15 protein-coding genes are annotated in these 17,033 nt (G+C 72.5%); 10 read left to right on the top strand and 5 right to left on the bottom strand.

All coding sequences use genetic code 11. From position 1 onward, the window contains the following. The first annotated feature begins 11 nt into the window (after nt 1-11). From ACLF5H_RS32055 to ACLF5H_RS32045, 3 genes are read left to right on the top strand one after another with little or no spacing between them, the layout of a single operon-like run. The gene (locus ACLF5H_RS32055) at nt 12-722 is read left to right on the top strand and encodes a response regulator transcription factor (RefSeq protein ID WP_421679520.1); all 711 of its coding nucleotides are present in this window, start codon (nt 12-14) and stop codon (nt 720-722) included. After that, a complete protein-coding gene (locus ACLF5H_RS32050) occupies nt 719-2,212 on the top strand; it encodes a sensor histidine kinase (RefSeq protein WP_421679519.1) in 1,494 nt (497 codons plus the stop codon). Before ACLF5H_RS32055 ends, ACLF5H_RS32050 begins: the two co-directional genes overlap by 4 nt. Nucleotides 2,213-2,230: 18 nt before the next feature. Beyond that, nucleotides 2,231-4,219, top strand: a complete 1,989-nt coding sequence (locus ACLF5H_RS32045) for a glycoside hydrolase (protein ID WP_421679518.1) — start codon at nt 2,231-2,233, stop codon at nt 4,217-4,219. 77 nt (nt 4,220-4,296) lie between these two features. On the opposite strand, the gene ACLF5H_RS32040 is transcribed toward ACLF5H_RS32045, so the two are convergent. The 3 genes from ACLF5H_RS32040 to ACLF5H_RS32030 form a co-directional block, all read right to left on the bottom strand. Beyond that, a complete protein-coding gene (locus tag ACLF5H_RS32040; RefSeq protein WP_421679517.1) occupies nt 4,297-5,157 on the bottom strand; it encodes an endo alpha-1,4 polygalactosaminidase in 861 nt (286 codons plus the stop codon). Between the two features lie 61 nt (nt 5,158-5,218). Then, nucleotides 5,219-6,637, bottom strand: a complete 1,419-nt coding sequence (locus tag ACLF5H_RS32035) for a sensor histidine kinase (RefSeq protein WP_421679516.1) — start codon at nt 6,635-6,637, stop codon at nt 5,219-5,221. Continuing rightward, nucleotides 6,634-7,308 carry a winged helix-turn-helix domain-containing protein gene (locus ACLF5H_RS32030; RefSeq protein WP_421679515.1) on the bottom strand — a complete coding sequence of 225 codons (675 nt, stop codon included), beginning with the start codon at nt 7,306-7,308 and terminating at the stop codon, nt 6,634-6,636. Before ACLF5H_RS32030 ends, ACLF5H_RS32035 begins: the two co-directional genes overlap by 4 nt. 223 nt (nt 7,309-7,531) lie before the next feature. On the opposite strand from ACLF5H_RS32030, the gene ACLF5H_RS32025 reads away from it, so the two are divergent. From ACLF5H_RS32025 to ACLF5H_RS32015, 3 genes are all read left to right on the top strand, one after another. Beyond that, a complete protein-coding gene (locus tag ACLF5H_RS32025; RefSeq protein WP_421679514.1) occupies nt 7,532-8,275 on the top strand; it encodes an alpha/beta hydrolase in 744 nt (247 codons plus the stop codon). A 109-nt stretch (nt 8,276-8,384) separates the two neighbouring features. Next, a complete protein-coding gene (locus ACLF5H_RS32020; RefSeq protein WP_421679513.1) occupies nt 8,385-8,990 on the top strand; it encodes a DinB family protein in 606 nt (201 codons plus the stop codon). Nucleotides 8,991-9,131: 141 nt separating this feature from the next. Next, nucleotides 9,132-9,260 (top strand): hypothetical protein, encoded by a 129-nt coding sequence (locus ACLF5H_RS32015; RefSeq protein WP_421679512.1) that lies wholly within the window; start codon nt 9,132-9,134, stop codon nt 9,258-9,260. Between the two features lie 397 nt (nt 9,261-9,657). Here the strand turns inward: ACLF5H_RS32015 and ACLF5H_RS32010 are convergent, their stop codons facing one another. Then, nucleotides 9,658-10,923, bottom strand: coding sequence for a phthiocerol/phthiodiolone dimycocerosyl transferase family protein (locus ACLF5H_RS32010; RefSeq protein ID WP_421679511.1), 1,266 nt, complete (start codon nt 10,921-10,923; stop codon nt 9,658-9,660). 118 nt (nt 10,924-11,041) lie between these two features. On the opposite strand from ACLF5H_RS32010, the gene ACLF5H_RS32005 reads away from it, so the two are divergent. Further along, nucleotides 11,042-11,572 carry a GNAT family N-acetyltransferase gene (locus tag ACLF5H_RS32005; RefSeq protein WP_421679510.1) on the top strand — a complete coding sequence of 177 codons (531 nt, stop codon included), beginning with the start codon at nt 11,042-11,044 and terminating at the stop codon, nt 11,570-11,572. Nucleotides 11,573-11,587: 15 nt separating this feature from the next. Here ACLF5H_RS32005 and ACLF5H_RS32000 read toward each other — a convergent pair whose 3' ends face one another. Continuing rightward, on the bottom strand, nt 11,588-12,514 hold the full coding sequence (locus ACLF5H_RS32000) for an aldo/keto reductase (protein WP_421679509.1): 927 nt from the start codon (nt 12,512-12,514) through the stop codon (nt 11,588-11,590). A gap of 73 nt (nt 12,515-12,587) precedes the next feature. Between ACLF5H_RS32000 and ACLF5H_RS31995 the strand changes: the two genes are divergently transcribed. From ACLF5H_RS31995 to ACLF5H_RS31985, 3 genes are read left to right on the top strand one after another with little or no spacing between them, the layout of a single operon-like run. After that, complete coding sequence (locus ACLF5H_RS31995) at nt 12,588-14,648, top strand: 3-dehydroquinate synthase family protein (protein WP_421679508.1); 2,061 nt, start codon at nt 12,588-12,590, stop codon at nt 14,646-14,648. A gap of 12 nt (nt 14,649-14,660) precedes the next feature. Next, on the top strand, nt 14,661-15,986 hold the full coding sequence (locus ACLF5H_RS31990) for an aspartate aminotransferase family protein (RefSeq protein ID WP_421679507.1): 1,326 nt from the start codon (nt 14,661-14,663) through the stop codon (nt 15,984-15,986). Continuing rightward, nucleotides 15,983-17,032, top strand: a complete 1,050-nt coding sequence (locus tag ACLF5H_RS31985) for an alcohol dehydrogenase catalytic domain-containing protein (RefSeq protein ID WP_421679506.1) — start codon at nt 15,983-15,985, stop codon at nt 17,030-17,032. Before ACLF5H_RS31990 ends, ACLF5H_RS31985 begins: the two co-directional genes overlap by 4 nt. Nucleotide 17,033: the final 1 nt, after the last annotated feature.

Raw genomic sequence — 17,033 nt, 5'->3', positions numbered from 1 at the left:
AAGCTGGCCGTATGAACAGTGCTGGTGAGCGGGGCTGCGCGGCAAGGATCCTGGTCGTCGACGACGAGCCCGAGGTGCGGTACGCCGTCGAGGACGGCCTCGCGGTGGAGGGCTACGACGTCCGCGGGGCGCAGGACGGGCCCGGCGCGCTGTCCGCCGTGACCGAGTGGGAACCCGACGCCGTGGTCCTCGACGTGATGCTGCCGGGCCTCGACGGACTCGCGGTCTGCCGACGGCTGCGGAACCTGGGCGACCGCACCCCGGTCCTGGTCCTCACCGCCCTCGGCTCGGTGCGCGAACGGGTCGACGGCCTCGACGCGGGCGCCGACGACTACCTGGTCAAACCCTTCGCCCTGGACGAGCTGGTGGCACGCGTGCGGGCCCTGCTGCGCCGCTCCACGCCCGCCGGGCCCGCGGCCGGGACGGAGCTGTCGTTCGCCGACCTCGTCGTCGACCCGGTCACCCGCACCGGGCGGCGCGGCGCCCGCGCCGTCGAGTTCAGCCGCACCGAGTTCTCCCTGCTGGAGCTGCTGCTCCGGCACCCCGGGCAGGTGCTGCCGAGGAGCGTGATCCTGGACCGCGTGTGGGGCCACGACTTCGGACCGGAGTCCAACTCGCTCGCCGTGTACGTCGGTTACCTGCGGCGCAAGCTGGAGGCCGGGGGCGAACCCCGGCTGGTGCACACCGTGCACGGCGTCGGCTACCGGCTGGACCTGCCATGAGGGGCCTGCCGCGGCGCCGCGGCGGAGGGCCGGGCGGCGGACGGCCGGGCGGCGGGTGGGGGCCGGGCGGCGGACGGCCGGGCGGCGGGTGGCCGCGCCACCGGCTGCGCACCCGGCTGACCCTCGCGGCCTCGGCCGCCGTCGCCGTCGTCGTGGTGGGGGTCTGCGCCGCCGCGTTCCTCGTGATCCGCCAGCAACTGCTGCACCAGCTCGACCTGCATCTGACCCAGTCCGCCCGGCTGGCCGCCCAGCAGTACCGGCGAGAACCGCCGGGCGTCGTCCAGGGGGAATGCCGGTACCTCGCCGCCCCGGCCTGCACCCAACTGGTGCCCGCCCGCACCGGCGACGATCCGGCAGGCCCCTATCTGCTGCCCGTCACCGCCGCCACCCGCCAAGTGGCCGCCGGTACCCGCGGCCCCTACTACAGCGAACTCCGCCTCGCCGGGCACCGCGCCCGGATGCTGACCACTCCCCTCGGGGCGGGCCGCGCCCTCCAGGTCGCGGTGCGCGCCGACACCGTGGACCAAGGGGTGCGGCGGGCCGCCGGACTGCTCGGTGCCGTCGGCGCGGCCGGGGTGGTCCTGGCCGGGGTGCTCGGCTCCTGGGTCTCCCGTACCGGCCTCGCCCCCGTCGCCCGGCTGACCGCGACCGCGGAACGCATCGCCGCCACCCGCGACGCCCGCCACCGCATCGAGCTGCCCCCGGAGCGGGCGGACGGCGACGACGAGATCACCCGGCTCGCCGCCGCCTTCAACACCATGCTCGGAGAACTGGAGAAGTCCGTGACCGCCCAGCGCCGGCTGGTGGCCGACGCCTCCCACGAACTGCGCACCCCGCTCACCGCGCTGCGCGCCAACGCCGACCTGCTCGTCCGCTCCGACCGGCTGACCGGGGCGCAGCGCGAACGGGCGGCCGGTGCGCTCGGCCGTCAGCTGCGCGAGGTCACCGTCCTCGTCAACGATCTGATCGAACTGGCCCGCGAGGAGGAGCCGGACCCGCTGGTGGAGGACGTCCGCCTGGCCTCGGTCGTCGGCCACGCGGTCGACGCGGCCCGCGACCACTGGCCCGACGTCCCCTTCCGGCTGCGGATCGCCCATGGCACGGAGCCCGTGACGGTGGCGGGCGTACCCGCGCGGCTGTCCCGGCTGCTGTCGAGCCTGCTCGACAACGCGGCCAAGTTCAGTCCGCCCGGCCGCCCCGTCGAGGTCACCCTGGCCCCGGCGACGGGAGGCGTGGTCCTGGAGATCCGCGACCACGGGCCCGGCATCGCCGCCGAGGACCTGCCCTACGTCTTCGACCGCTTCTACCGGGCCCGCACGGCCCGCGCCCTGCCCGGCTCCGGGCTGGGTCTCGCCATGGCCCGCCAGATCGCCCGCGCGCACCACGCCGACCTCACCGCGGATCAGGCGCCCGGCGGCGGCGCGCTCTTCCGGCTGCGGATACCGGACTCCGCCGCGCCCGACGGCCTCTCACAAGTCTCTTATCCCTGAGCACCACAGTGACGGACCATGAAGGCGAGGAAGATCAGGAAGACCAGGAAGAAGGTCGTCGCGCTGAGCGGCGCCCTCGCGGTGCTCGGCGTGGTCGGCACGGCCACCGCGTTCGGTGACGGCACCGCTGACCGGCAGCGCGTCGAGGTGCACGGAGGCCGGGTGACCGTGCCCGTGGCCGGCGGCCGCACGACGGTGGACACCGCGTCGCTGGCCGTGCGCGCACAGGCCGACGACGGCCGCGGCTGGCAGCTCTCGGCGCCCGCGGCGGACGGCCTGGGCCCCGCAGGGAAGGTGTCGGTGCACGGGGGCGAGGCCACCTGGCGCTATCCGTCGACGGGCTTCACCGTGACCGCGGCCGCCCGCGACGGACGCCTCGCGGTGTCGGTGCGCTCCGACCGCGATGCCACGCTGAACTGGCCGGTGACCGGCGCCGACCCGGCCACCCGGGAGCTGCAACTACCGCGCGGCGAGGGCCTGTCGGTGCCGGTGGCCGACCGGTGGTGGAACTCGTCGAAGGCCGGGCTCATCGGCAGCGAGGCGGGCCTCTCCGACGGCCTGACCATGCCGTTCTGGGGCACCAGCCTCGCCGGACGGCACGGGTCGAGCTACATCGCCGAGTCCGACATCGGCAGCACGCTGACGTTCGCCTCCACCGGCGGCCGGCTGCGCACCGAGGCGCGGCACACGTTCTCGGCGCGGGAGGACACCGGGGACTACAAGATCACCTTCGCGCTCACCGACGGCTCCCCGGTGGCCGCCGCCCGCGACTACCGCGCCTGGCTGCTCGGCCACGGCGGCATCACCACCCTGCGCGCGAAGATCGCCGCGAACCCCGCGGTGGGCAAGCTGGTGGGCGCCTTCCACGCCTACACCTGGGGACAGGCCCGCACCGTCGAGGGGGTGCGCCGACTGCGGGACCTCGGCATCGACCGGATGTGGCTCGGCTACGACGCCGACGGCTCGCCCATGGACGCCGAGGCCGTCGCCCTCGCCGAACGCTCCGGCTACCTCGTGGGGCCGTACGACTCCTGGGCCAACGCCCAGGATCCGGACTCGGCCGACACCCCGGTCTCGAAGTGGCCGTCCCCGGTGTGGCCGGACGCCTGCGTACGGGACGCGGACGGCAAGCCGGTCACCGGTTTCGGCGGGCGCGGCTGCTACGTCAGCTCCGAGGCGCTCCGGCGCGCCGAGCCGTCGAAGCACTATCTCGCCGACCGGACGCGGGAGATGACCGCCAACGGCGCCGACAGCTACTTCCTCGACGTGGACGCGGCCGGTGAGCTGTTCACCGACCGGTCCCCGGCGCACCCGATGTCCCAGGCACGGGACCGCCGGAACCGGCTGGAGCGCATGGCAGGGCTGTCCGGCGACCGGAAGCTGGTCCTCGGTTCGGAGAGCGCCGGTTCCTGGGCGAACGGGGTGGTGTCCTTCAGCCACGGCTCCGGCACACCCGTCACCGACGGACTGTGGGCGCTGGAGCGGGACCGGGCCACCTGGGGCGGTTACGCGCCCGTCGGCGCGCCCGGGGTCTACTTCAAGCCCGTCCACCTGCCGGACGACCTCGCCAAGGCGATGTACGACCCGAGGTACCGGGTGCCGCTGTACCAGACGGTGCTGCACGACTCGGTGATCAGCACCGAGCGCTGGGAGCTGTCCTGGTCGAAGCTGCCGGACCAGAGCCGCACCCGCGCGCTGCTGGCGATGCTGTACAACGTGCCGCTCAACCTGGTGCTCGACCAGTCCGAACTGGACCGGCACGGCAAGCAGATCGCCGCGCTGCAGAAGTACTTCGAGCCGCTGCACCGGGCCGCGGCCACCCTGCCGATGACCGACTTCCGCCGCCTGACGCCGGACGGCCTGGTGCAGCGGACGGCCTTCGGCGACGGCGCCCTGACCATGACCGCCAACTTCTCCACCGCGACCCACGACGGGCTGCCCGGCGGATGCGTCGACGCGGTGCTCAAGGGCGGCAAGGTCCGGCGCATGTGTCCGCCGGGACTGTGACCGCCCGAGTCCGCCGGGCCGTTGTGGCCCGGCGGCCCGGCGGGCGGCCGAACACCAGCCGTCCGGGCCGGAGTTGATCAGCAGGTGCGGAAGGTGTAGTCCTCCGAGCCGCGGACCGAGACGTCCAGATCGCGGCGGACGATGCCGAGCTTCGGGCCGAAGCCCGAGCAGGCGCGGCTGAAGCCGCTGGCCTTGTACTCGATCACGAAGACCCGGTCGGCGTACGCCTTGGCGTACGCGCCGCACTCGTTGTACTGCCCGCACTCCTCGGCGACGGCGAAGTCGAAGCCGATCTTCGTGCGGTCCGAGAGCAGGTCGGCCGTGTTCTTCTGCCCGATGGCGAGACCGTCGGCGTGCGCGCGGTCGGCCAGCAGCTTCGCGAAGGCCGCGTTGTCCGCCTTCGTCAGCCGGCCGCCGGAACGCTCGTAGGAGTCCAGGTTGTCCGGCTCGACGGCCTGGAAACCGCTCTTGGCACAGCCGTCGATCCAGGCGCCGACGACCGTGGCGAGACGGGAGCGCTTGTCGGCCGTGGACGTGTCCAGGAGCGCCTCGTCCCAGTTCTGGTCGATCACCACACGCTTGCCCTTGTCCCGCAGGACCAGGTCGGGATGGTTCTTCGACCACCAGCTCAGCGCGTCGGGCTGGGCCTGGAACGCGTTCACGTAGCACACGTTGTAGAGGCCCTCGGCGGGCTTGGCGGACCGGTCGCGGGAGACGGCGGTGACGCCCTTGGCCGGGGTGTACGGGCCGCCGATCTGGTAGTCGAACGTGGCGTTCGCCGCGGGGAGCACCACCTTCGGCGCCGCCTTCGCGGCCGGGGTGTCCGCGAAGACGTCGGACAGCGTCAGCCCCGTCCCGAGAGCGGCGGCGACCCCGACCGCACCGGCGACGACCGTGCTTCTGCGGCGGATGAAAGGTACAGCGGAGTGCTTCGACACACGGACTCCTGTGCAAAGGTCGTACTGACCCGCACATCCTGAGCCGCCGACCATGAGGATTTCATGAAGTGCGCGGTGTCCGGCGGTGCCCGGCCGACCGCTGGAGCGGTCCCAGCGTCAGCACGAAGGCCGAACCGCCGCCCGGCCTGCGCCGCACCGTCACCTCCCCGCCGTGCGCGGCGGCGACCTCCCGCACCAGCGACAGCCCGATGCCCGTGCCCCCGCCCGCGGAGCGGAACCGCTCCAGCAGGCCGGGCAGCTCCTCCGGGTCCACCCCGGCGCCCCGGTCCGCCACCGTCACCGCCGTACCGCGCACCATGACGTCCACCTCGGCGCGGTCCCGCGGATCGCCCGGCGTCCGCCCGTGCCGCAGGGCGTTGGCCAGCAGATTGCGTACCGCGATCCGCACCAGCGCCGGATCCGCCGTCGCCACCGACGCCTCCAGACGGGTCGTCACCAGGTGCCGGGAGACCGGCAGTTCCTCGCAGACCTGCTCGACCAGCTGGTCGAGGCGCAGCGGCACCGGCCGGAAGGTGTCCGCCGCCTGGAGCCGGCCGCGGGTGAGGATGTTGTCGACCACGTCCGTCATCCGGTCCGCGGCCCGCCGCAGCCGCGGCAGATGCGAGTGCAGGCCGCCCGGATCGGCGTCCGCGATGTCCACCGAGCCGCGCATCACCGCCACCGGGGTGCGCAGCTCGTGCGCCGCGTCCGCGAGCAGTCGCTCCTGCGCGTCCAGCGCCTCCCAGGCGGGCCGCATGCTCCGCCCGGACAGCACGTAACCGGTCGCCGCCGACAGCAGGACCAGCAGGCCCGAACCGGACAGCACCGCCACCGCCAGCCGCTGGTGCTCGGCCCGCCCCTTCCCCGGGGCGCCGACCACCACCACCGCCCCGGCCGTCTTCTGCGACTGGTCCTGGTAGTACGGCAGCGCCAGCAGATACACGGAGTCGCCTGCGCCGGTACGGACCCGCGCGCTCACGGTGTCGTCGTCGCTCATCGCCCGGTGCGCGATCCGGTCGACCGCGCCCGCCTCGACGTCCGTGCCGGGGCCGCGCGAGGTGAACAGCCGCCGCAGCCGTCCCCCGTGCGACTGGAGCACGATCACCCGCGCGCCCGCGCTGGTCGCCTCGTCGTCGTACAGGCCGTCCAGCTGGATGCCCGCGTCGGTGTAGTAGATCAGCGACACGGCCACCGCCGCCCGCCGGTGCAGGTCCTCGTACTCGGCGGACTGCCAGGACCGCGCGTCCGTGCGGATCACCAGCCACGACAGCGCGCCCACCCCGGCCAGGGTGATGAGCGTGTACGCCAGCGTCAGCCGCCACTGGAGCCGGCCGAGGCGGCGGCGAGCCGGGGACGGGGTGCGCCGCTCTTCGGCGGTCCGGGCGTCCCGCCGGGGGAGGAGCCGGGTCAGGAGTCCGCGCCGCGGCGCCCGGCGCGGACGGCTCTCCGCGGACCGCTGCTCTTCGTGGCCGCCCGTCACACCGGATCCGCGCTGCCGGAGAACCGGAATCCGTGGCCGCGCACGGTCTGGATCGGCGAGGGCGGTCCGAGCTTGCGCCGCAACCCCGCGACGACGGCGTCCACCACGTTCGAGACGGGGTCGGCCATCTCGTCCCAGCAGTGCTCGATCAGCGTCGAGCGGGTGACGACCTCCTCGGGGCGCAGAAGCAGCCGGCGCAGCACCGCGTACTCCTTGGGCGTCAGGGACAGCAGGATCCCGGCCCTGCGCACCTCACGGCGGGCCTCGTCCATCTCGACGTCGCCGTGGCGCAGGTGCACGGGCGTCCGCTCCGGCGCCCGGCGGACCAGACTGCCCACCCGTACCACCAGCTCCGCCATCGCGAACGGCTTCGCCAGGTAGTCGTCGGCCCCGGCGTGGAAGCCGTCCACCCGGTCCGGGACCTCGTTCATCGCCGTCAGGCACAGCACCGGAGTCGTCCACCCCCGACGCCTCCGCTCCCGGAGCGCGTACAGGGTGTCCCCGGACGGCACCATGCGGTCCAGGACCACGCAGCCGTACGGCGCGAGGTCAAGCAGCACGTCCGCGTCCGGCCAGTCGGGGACGGCGTCCACGGCGTACCCGGCGCCCCGCAGTCCCGCCTCGATGACATGCCGGAGATCTTCTTCGTCCTCGACCAGGAGCACGCGCATGGTTCTGACTCGTCCTTGGGGCTCGGGCGGCACGGGGGGAGAGGGCCGCGCCGGTTCGCCGGAGGGGTGTGGGGGTCGGCGAGGACGACATAGTAGGCACCTGGCGAGAATCCGGCGCCGCCCGGGTGGCTGAGCCGACAGGGGGCTCCCCACGCCGTTGTCCCTGTCGCACCGCCCATTGGTAGCGTGGTCCGGTTCGTGAGGCGATGGATCGGAGGGTGCGATGGCCACGGAGGTTGTCGTCAGGGCGGGGCTCAGGTACGGGCCCAGTGGCAAGCTCCTGGACATATACCGGCCTGCCGGCATCTCGGAGCCGGCGCCCGCGGTGCTGCTCTGGCACGGCCAGGGCCCCGACGAACGGGACGTCCTCGGCACGGTCGCCCGAGCCGCCGCGCAGCGGGGCGTCATCGCGCTGGTGCCGGACTGGCGTCCCGACGCCCCGGACGACGGCCGTGCCCACCTTGAGGAGTCGGCCGACTTCGTACGGCGGAACGTCGCCGATCTCGGCGGCGACCCGGAGCGGATCGTGCTCGCCGGCTGGTCCCGGGGCGCCAAAGCGGCGGTCGGCGTCGCGCTGAACCCTGCGGGGTTCGGCAACTGGAGGCCGCGCGCCGTCGTGGGGATCGCGGGCGCGTACGTCACGGCGGCCCCGAGCACCGGGACCGTCCCCCTGGAGGACCTCCGCCGCGACAGCGGCTCTCTGGTGCCCCTGCCCGTGTGGCTGGTGCACGGCACCACGGACCCGGTGGTGGACGTCGAGCGCTCCCGCGAACTGCACACGGCCCTGGACGAACACGGCTGGCCGACCTCCCTCGACGAGGTCGCGACCGATCACGCCGGTGTCATCATGACCGAGTTCGTGCCCGAGCGTCAGCGCTGCCTGCCGAGCACCGCCGACCACGCGGTCGAGGCGGGATCGCGGACCGCCGACGTACTGGCCCGCGCCGCCGGAATCGCCGTCCCGTGACCGTCCGGGCCCCGTTTGCCGCGCCGCGACGGGGAGTTCAGCGATGGCCGGTGGGCGGCGGATGGCCGAATGGCGCCGCCGCCGACGGCCCGAACGGCAGAGTGGCCCCATGACGACACCCGATGCCAAGGCCGATCTCCGCGAATACCTCCAGTCCGCCCGTGACGCCCTGCTGTGGAAGCTCGAAGGGCTCTCGGAGTACGACGCGCGCCGCCCGCTCACCCCGACCGGTACCAATCTCCTCGGCCTGGTGAAGCACGTCGCCAGCATGGAACTCGGCTACCTGGGCGACGTTTTCGGACGACCGTCCGGTGAACCGCTGCCCTGGCTGGCCGAGGACGCCGAGCTGAACGCGGACATGTGGGCCACCGCCGACGAGTCACGCGCGTTCGTGGTGGAGCTCTACCACCGCGCATGGGCGCACGCGGACGCGACGATCGAGGCGCTGGCGCTCGACGCGACCGGCAAGGTGCCGTGGTGGCCGGACGGCAAGAACGAGGTGACGTTGCACCGTGCCGTCATCCATGTGATCGCCGAGACGGAACGGCACGCCGGACACGCCGACATCGTCCGGGAACTCATCGACGGCGACACCGGGCTGCGCGAGAACCACGCCAACATGGCGTCGGACGACCCGGCGTGGTGGGAGGACTACCGCAGCCGCCTGGAGCAGGCGGCACGGGACGCCGACCGGGACACTTCACCGCGGACCTGAGGGGACGGACGGCCGACGCCACGCGAGAGGGGGCGGCCGTCGACCGGCGGGCCGCCGCGCCCTCGACCCCGTCAGCCGACCGGGCCCTTGTTGACCGTCCGCTCCAGGACGACCAGGCCTGCTGGCGAGTGCGGCGAGGTGGTGCGCGATCCGCACGCCGCCCTCGACCGGGTGGAGCGCGGCCTTGGCCAGCCCGCCGCCGTCACCCTCGGCAGCATCGGACCGCCGCCGCCCCGGGGGCCCCTGGTGCAGGGCCTGACCCGCCACTGAGCGGCGAGCCCCACGCGGGGTCGTGCCAGACGCTCCCCGCCGCGTGCTCCAGCAGATGCTCCGCCGTCAGCGCGGCGGCCTCCGGCGCGACTCCCACCGCGACGAGCCCGCCCTCGACCGGCAGCCGGAAGACCGGTCACCGCTCGGGGCCGACCTGGTCCGCTCACCGGCTGAGCCGGGCGGTGCGGGTGGCGGAGAGGGCAGGATTTGAACCTGCGTGGACCCCCTGGGGGGTCCGACCTCGAGGCATGCTCGCTGGTCCCCGATAAGCCACTCCGGGCACCTCTCCTCGCTCCCGGCTCCCGGTCGTTCCCGAGTGCCGTTCACAGGAACAACAGTCGCAGGGGCCCCTGATGCGCGGCTGATACACCCCTGACAGGGGTCCGCCGATCGCTCGTCACCGGGACGGGGACACGGGCCGGTCGAGGTCCTCCTCGCCGGGTGCTCCGGTGACGACGGAGAGGGCGCGCCGCAACGCGTCGGCCAGCTCGCCCGCCTGCTCGTGTGTGTACCAGGCGCGCGGCTGGATCAGGTCCAGGCAGATCGCCTCCCGGTGGCGGGTGACGAAGAGGGTCGGGAGGGGGCCCGGCGGGATGGTGATGACGTACGGGCGCTCGGCGGTCAGACCGTCCGGCAGGGTCGGCGCGGCGCAGTGGTGGGAGACGTTGCTGACGGCCAGCGTGATGGCCGCGGTGGCCAGCCGGGTGAGCATGCGCGAGGTGGCCAGGTACTCCAGCTCGGCGTGACCGGCGTCCAGGGACGCGCGCACCTGTCGGCTGATCTCCGGTGCGGTGACGTCGAGTTCGGTGTCGGGACCGACGAGGGCGGTCGCGGAGGTGGTGGACGCCGCGAAGGCGAACTCGTCGGACGGCAGCGGTGGTCGCAGCCGTGACCGTACGTCGACCGGGACCAGACAGGTCAGTTGCACCGGTCCGTCCTCGCGGGGCAGCAGCTCGCGCACGGCCCTCATCGCCAGGGCGCAGACGACACTGTTGACGGTCGCCCCCCAGCGGTGTGCCTGCCGCACCAGCGAACGCGTCTGCTCGGCGGACAGCGCGAGCCGGTGGCGGTGCGCCCCCTGCCCCGGCCCGGGCCCGCCGTCACGGGCGGCGCGCGGCACGAGAACGGCCGGCTGCGCCGCGTCCAGCCGCGCGGACCAACTGGCGGCGTATGCGGCGACGTCCGAGGCGCCGTACCGAGCCCGAAGCAGCTCCTCCACCGGCCGGGGCAACTCCCCGTCAGGGACGGAAGCCACCGTACCGGCTCCTCCCTCGGCCGGACCCCGGTAGATCTCCCACAACCGCCGATGCAGCGCCATCAGACAGGCACCGTCGCTGACCGCGTGCCAGGCGAGCAGCGCCAGACCGTGCCGGTCCGGTCCCTCGCGGCGCAGCAGGACACGCAGCACCCGCTCACCCGGCCGCAGGAAGGCCGCATCCCCCGGCGCCCAGCCGTCGGGTACGAACTCCAGCTCGACGGACGCGTCGACGCGATCACGCCGCAGCACCGGCCCATCGGGGCCCTCGACGACACGAGCCGCGAGCACGGGCATCCGACGCGACAACTCCCTTACGGCGGCCCCCAGAAGCTCGATGTCCAGGCTCCCGTGAACCGTCCAGCCGACGACGACGGGACCACCGGCCATGCCCGATGGTCCCATCATGGGCACGGACCCACCTGACGTACGAGAGATTCGTGGCCAAGAAGGAACCACCGAATCGAGCACCCGCCCCACCCATCCGCCCGATCGATACGATCAGTGGATGATCCGGGTGCGCCCCATGTGTGAAGAAGACATCCACGGCGTCTCGACGGTGCGGGTGAAGGGCTGGCAAGCCGCCTACGCGGGCATGGTGCCGCAGGACTACCTGGACGCGCTGACGGTGACGGAGGACGCCCGCCGCCGACGCGACATGTTCGAACGCGCCGCGGGCACCGTGCTGAACCTCGTCGCCGAGGAGAACGGCACCGTCGTCGGCTGGGCGGCGCTGGGTCCCTCCCGCGAAGCGGACCGCCGACCTCGGGACGGCGAACTCCTCGCCCTCTACGCCGCGCCCGACCGCCTCGGCACCGGCAGGGCCCTGATGCGGCAGACACTCACCGCCGCCCGGGAACGCTCCTTCCGCCGCCTCATCCTCTGGGTGCTCGCCGCCAACGCCAGGGCCCGACGGTTCTACGAACATGCCGGCTTCCTGCCGGACGGCGGCTCGACGGACTGGCCGGTCAACGGCGTCGTGGTACCGGAGGTCCGGTACAGCGCGGACTTGGCGCAGCTGAACCCGGCCATCTCACAGCGGCCGACCGCCGATTGACCTGCCGCCGCCGCATCAGCCCTGTACCGAAAGGGAGTTCAGATCCGCGACCTCGCTCTCCGAGAGGCGGATCCCACCGGCCGCCACGTTCTGCGCGAGGTGGTCGATGTCGCCGGTGCCGGGGATCGCGAGGACATGCGCGCCCTGGTGGAGGGTCCACGCGAGCCGGATCTGGGCCGCGCTCGCCCCGTGGGCGCGGGCGATGGTGCGCAGGGCGCTGTTGTGGTGGTCGGTGCCGGTCGCTCCGGCCGTCCGGCCGGAGCCCGCGATGGAGTAGAACGGCACGAAGGCGATGCCCTGTTCGCCGCAGGTGCGCACAAGCCGCGACTGTTCGGGCGAGGCCCCGACGCCGTGCGTGTTCTGGACGCAGACCACGGGGGCGATGGCCTGGGCCTCGGCGAGATGACGGGCCTGGATGTTGGACAGGCCCAGGTGGCGGATGAGCCCCGCGTCCCGCAGGTCGGCCAGCGCGCCGAATCGCTCCGCTATCGAATCGGTGCCCACGATCCGCAGGTTCACCACGTCCAGGTGGTCGCGCCCGAGCTGGCGCAGGTTCTCCTCGACCTGCCCACGCAGTTGCCGCGGGGACCTGGCATGGGGCACCCACTCTCCCGAGGGGTCCCGGCCCGGTCCGACCTTGGTGACGATGACGAGGTCGTCGCCGTACGGGTACAGCGCCTGGTTGATGAGCTCGTTGGCCGACCGCAGCGGCGAGAAGTAGAACGCGGCGGTGTCGATGTGGTTCACACCGAGCTCGATCGCGCGCCGCAGTACCCGGATCGCCTGATCGCGGTCGCGCGGTACCGCGTCGGGCACCAGCGCCTCGCCGTGCTGCGGCAACCGCATCGTGCCGAAGCCGAGGCGGTTGACCACGAGATCGCCGAGCGTCCAGGTGCCCGAGGCCGCCGCGCCGATCGTGTCGGAGGTGATGTGTGACGTCATGCCGGAATGATCTACACCCGATGGCGTGACCGCCATTGATTCGAACATGTGTGAATCCTCGGGGGTGTCCGTCATGGCCGAACTGGCCTTCTCGGCCGGTGATCTGGCACAGGTACGGTTCGTCGTCTCACCGATGTGGCAGGTGGTGACCAGCTTCCGGCTGCTGTCGAACCACGCCGACCGCACCCTCGTCTCCCCGGCGCGGATGGCTCGCCGGGCTGATCCCGTCGGCCGGTTTCTGCCCCTACTTCCTCAACCCCGCCCCTCCCGGCGCGGCCCCGACCTCCGTCTGCGATCGCTGCGCCATGACCCGGATACCCGCCTGGCCCGTCTCACCGAGGAGATCCACACCTACTGGGAGCCGGCCATCGCCCCCTACTGGGCACGCATCCGGGCGACGCTGGACACCGACGTCTTCCACCGCGCCCACCAGGTCGCCGAGCACGGCGCGGGCCACGCCCTCAACGGCCCCCGCGTACCGACCCGGATCGCACCCCCCGAACCACCGCAACTCGTCTACCCGGCCCACGGCACCGCGGCGATCTGGACGCCGCGCCCCACGACCGGCACCGACGCCCTCGCCGCCGTACTCGGCCGCTCACGGACCCGCCTGCTGACCGAACTGGACACCCTGGCCTTCACCACCCAACTGGCGCGCCCACCGAGCCGGGCGTTCCGTCCTCTACGCCCGCACCGCCGCCTCCGCCCGTCGGTGCACCGGTATGAGGAAGGCTTGCGTGAGGGCCTCGGCCAGGGCGGTGTGCCGGGTGGCCTCGCCGATCAAGGCCCGCATCAGTCGGCCGCCCTCGCCGGTCAGCGTGGCAGCCTCGGCCCCGCGCGCCGACCTCGGCAAGAGCGCCGTCGAGGCGTACGCCGCCGAGACCGGCTTCACGATCAAGGAGATCGACCACACCCTCCGTCATCTGGACCAGTGGCCGCGCCCCCGCGACCGGGATCAGGGCGAGCGGGCCGCTGCCGGTGGCTGCCGCCCGAGGCACCCTTTCCTGCCGGCATTCACGGCTATACGCTGCGGTCTACTCACGCGCCGGGGAGGAGTCGGCCTTTGCGGGACCAGGGGCAGGCATTCACCGTCCGGTCGTATCGCGGTGCGTATGACGTTCGACGGATCTCGCTGATGCGTGCCCTTCCGACGGGGCTGTCCGCGTCGGACCGGCTCGTCGTCGACGCCACCGTGCTGGCGGGACACCCAGAAGTCGGAACACTCGCGTGTACCGCCCCCACGCTGCCGGTCGTGGCCGAGGAAGACCTCAAGTCGCTCGAAGGCGCCCTGCTGGTCGTGACGTGGCTTCTCGATTCCGGCTTCGACCGCGGCGGCACGCTGTACGTGATCGGCGGTGGAACGGTTCAGGACGCCGCCGCGTTCGCAGCCTCCATCGTCCACCGCGGCGCCCGCTGGGTGTTCGTGCCGACCACTCTCCTGGCACAGGGCGACAGCTGCATCGGCGGCAAGTCGTCGATCAATCACCGGGGTTACAAGAATCAGCTCGGCACCTTCCACCCGCCGGCCGAAGTCATTGTCGACGACGCGTTCCTGGGCACTCTGGCGCCGCGCGAGGTCCGGTCCGGCATCGGCGAGATGCTTCACTACGCCGCCCTGGGCGGCGACACGGTATGGGCGGCCTTCGAGGCGGAACTGTCCGGCGGTTGGGAGCGGCTCGGCACAGCGGACATGTCCGCCCTGGCCATGCGGGCCATGACGGTCAAGAAGGACTTCGTCGAAACCGATGAATTCGACACCGGACTCCGTAAGAACCTCAACTTCGGGCACACTTTCGGCCACGGGATCGAATACGCGTCGAAGGGCCGCATTCCCCATGGGATCGCGGTGGCCTACGGCATGGAGTGCGCGAACGCCTACGCCGAGAAGCTCGGCATCCTGGCCCCGGAGGTCCGCGCACGTATCGGGCTGATCATCCGCGGCCTGGTGGACGGAAGCGAACTCGGGGAGGTCCCCGCCTCCCAGATCGTGAGCGGCATGGCGCAGGACAAGAAGAGGGTGGGTGATCAAGCCGAGCTGATCCTCCTGGAGGACCTGGGGCGGCCGGTCAAGGTGAGCGCACGGCTGGACGGACACCTCGAACGGTTCCTCGAACACGTTCTTGACACCTGGTGAGCCGAGCGGGCCATGCCCGGTACCGCCGGCAGTCGCGGAAACGGAGTGCCCGTGGACCGTTACGTCGCTTCTCACGCCTCCTACGCCCGGGCCGGGCGTTCACTGGCCCGGGGCGTTTCGTCGGCCATGAAGGCGACACAGGCGCCTGTGCCCATCACCGTCAGCCGGGGCGCGGGCAGCCGCATCTGGGACGTCGACGGAAACGAATACGTGGACTTCGCGCTCTCCTTCGGCCCCATGCTCCTTGGCCAGTCCCCGGACGTGGTCAAGGACGCGGTTCGGGGCCAGCTGGACCGCGGTATCGGGTTCGGCGCGGGAAACCAGCACGAGGCGCCGTTGGCCGAACTCCTCTGCGAGGTCGTGCCCTCGGCCGAGCTCGTGATCTTCAGCAACACGGGCACGGAGGCGGTCCAGGCGGCGTTGCGCGTCGCCCGGGCGGCGACGAGGCGGAGCCGGGTCGTCAAGTTCCGCGGTCACTACCACGGATGGCTCGACTCCATGCACGTCGCCGTCCCGGGACTGCCAGGGGACGGCCCGGGCACCGCCGGACAGGACCCCCTTGCCGCGCGGCAGGTGACGATCTGCCCGTGGAACGACACCAGGGCACTCGCCGCCGTGCTGGCCGACGACGTGGCCGCCGTCATCATGGAGCCCCTCAACATCAACGGTGGCTGTTTCGCGCCCGAGCCCGGATACCTCGAAGAGGTCAGGCGGTTGACCCGGGAGGCCGGCGCTCTGCTGATCTTCGATGAGGTGATCACCGGTTTCCGAGTGGCGCTGGGCGGGGCGCAGGAACTCTTCGGAGTCGTACCGGACCTGACGGTCCTGGGCAAGGCCCTCGGCTCCGGGTTCCCGATCAGTGCCGTGTGCGGGTCCCGAGACGTCATGTCGGTGGTCGCTACAGGTACCGTCGCGCACATGGGCAACTTCAACGGCAGCCCGCTCGCCGCCGCGGCCGGACTCGCCGGGGTCAGTCACCTGCGCGAGCACCGTGAAGAGGTCTATCCGAGGCTGGAGTCGGCGATGAAGGTGATCGCCGGAGCGTTCGAGCGGGCCAACTCCGAGCATGGACTGCCTGTCCGGTTCAACCACACGGTCGGCGCCGGCTTCGGCTTCGTCGCGGAGCGACCGGTGCGCGGGCACGGCGACCGCCTCCTGTCCGACGCTCAGGCCTACGGCAGGTTCGCGGCCCGTCTGCTCGACAAGGGCGTGTTCGTTCCGGCGCGGGGGCTCTGGTACGTCTCGACGGAGCACTCCGCGGAGGACCTTGCACGCGCCGCCGAAGCCGTACTGGCCGTCGCCGCCGAGTGCACCGACATGAGCGGAGACGACCTGTGAAGGCCGTGGTCGCGACAGCGCCCGGGCCCGACCGGGTGGCTCTGCTGGATGTCGAGGAGGTGACCTGCCGGCCCGGGCACGTCGTCGTGCAGGTGGCGGCGGTAGGCATCTGCGGGAGCGAGATCCACACCCAGCAGGGCGACGTCTCCTGGGACATGGCCTACCCGGTCACCCTCGGCCACGAGTTCTCCGGAGTGGTCGTCGAGGCGGGTCCGGGGGTGACTTCGTTCGCGGTGGGCGACCGCGTCGTCTCCGAGACGGCCGCCGAGGTGGACGCCGCGTCCGAATGGGCTCGGACCGGTGCCTACAACCTCGATCCGCACCGTCGCGGTTTCGGCGCACGTGCGGACGGAGGCATGGCCGAACGGGTGGTCGTTCCCGAGCGGTGTCTGCACCGGCTTCCGGACAATGTCTCCTTCAAGCAGGGGGCTCTGACCGAGCCGGCGTGCGTGGCCTATCAGGCGACCTGTGTCCGCACGGAGATCCGTCCCGGTGATGCCGTTGCCGTCGTCGGGGCCGGAACCATCGGGCTGCTCAGCGCGTGGCTCGCCACCCGCAATGGGGCCGGCCCCGTGGTCGTGGTGGGGCTGCCTGGAGACGCCTGGAGAGCCCCGACGATGCGGGCGATGGGGCCGATACGGTTCGCCGCGTCCGTCGAGGAGGCGCGCGCTGCCCTGGAGCGCCCCGGTCGGCCGGGAGCCGACGCTGTCATCGATGCCGCCGGGGCCAGCGAGGCGCTCCATACCGCTCTGGAACTGGCACGGCCCTTGGGCCAGGTCACGAAGGTGGGGTGGGGGCCGCAACCCTATGCGCACTCGCTCGATCCGCTCGTCGCCAAGCAACTCACCCTTCGTGGGAGCTTTTCGCACACATGGGCCGTGTGGGAGCGGGTGCTGACGCTTCTGGCGGACGGCGCCGGCGAGGTGGTCGAGCGGATGGTCGGCTGGGAGGGAACTCTGGACGACTGGGCGACCGGCTTCGCACTCCAGGCCGAAGGAGCTGTGATCAAAGGGATGCTTCTCCCTCGGTCCTGCCCGGCGGGGTGAC

The sequence above is a fragment of the Streptomyces sp. LaBMicrA B280 genome, assembly GCF_049222185.1.
Taxonomy (GTDB): domain Bacteria; phylum Actinomycetota; class Actinomycetes; order Streptomycetales; family Streptomycetaceae; genus Streptomyces; species Streptomyces murinus.
This window is presented reverse-complemented; position numbering and strand designations above follow the sequence as displayed.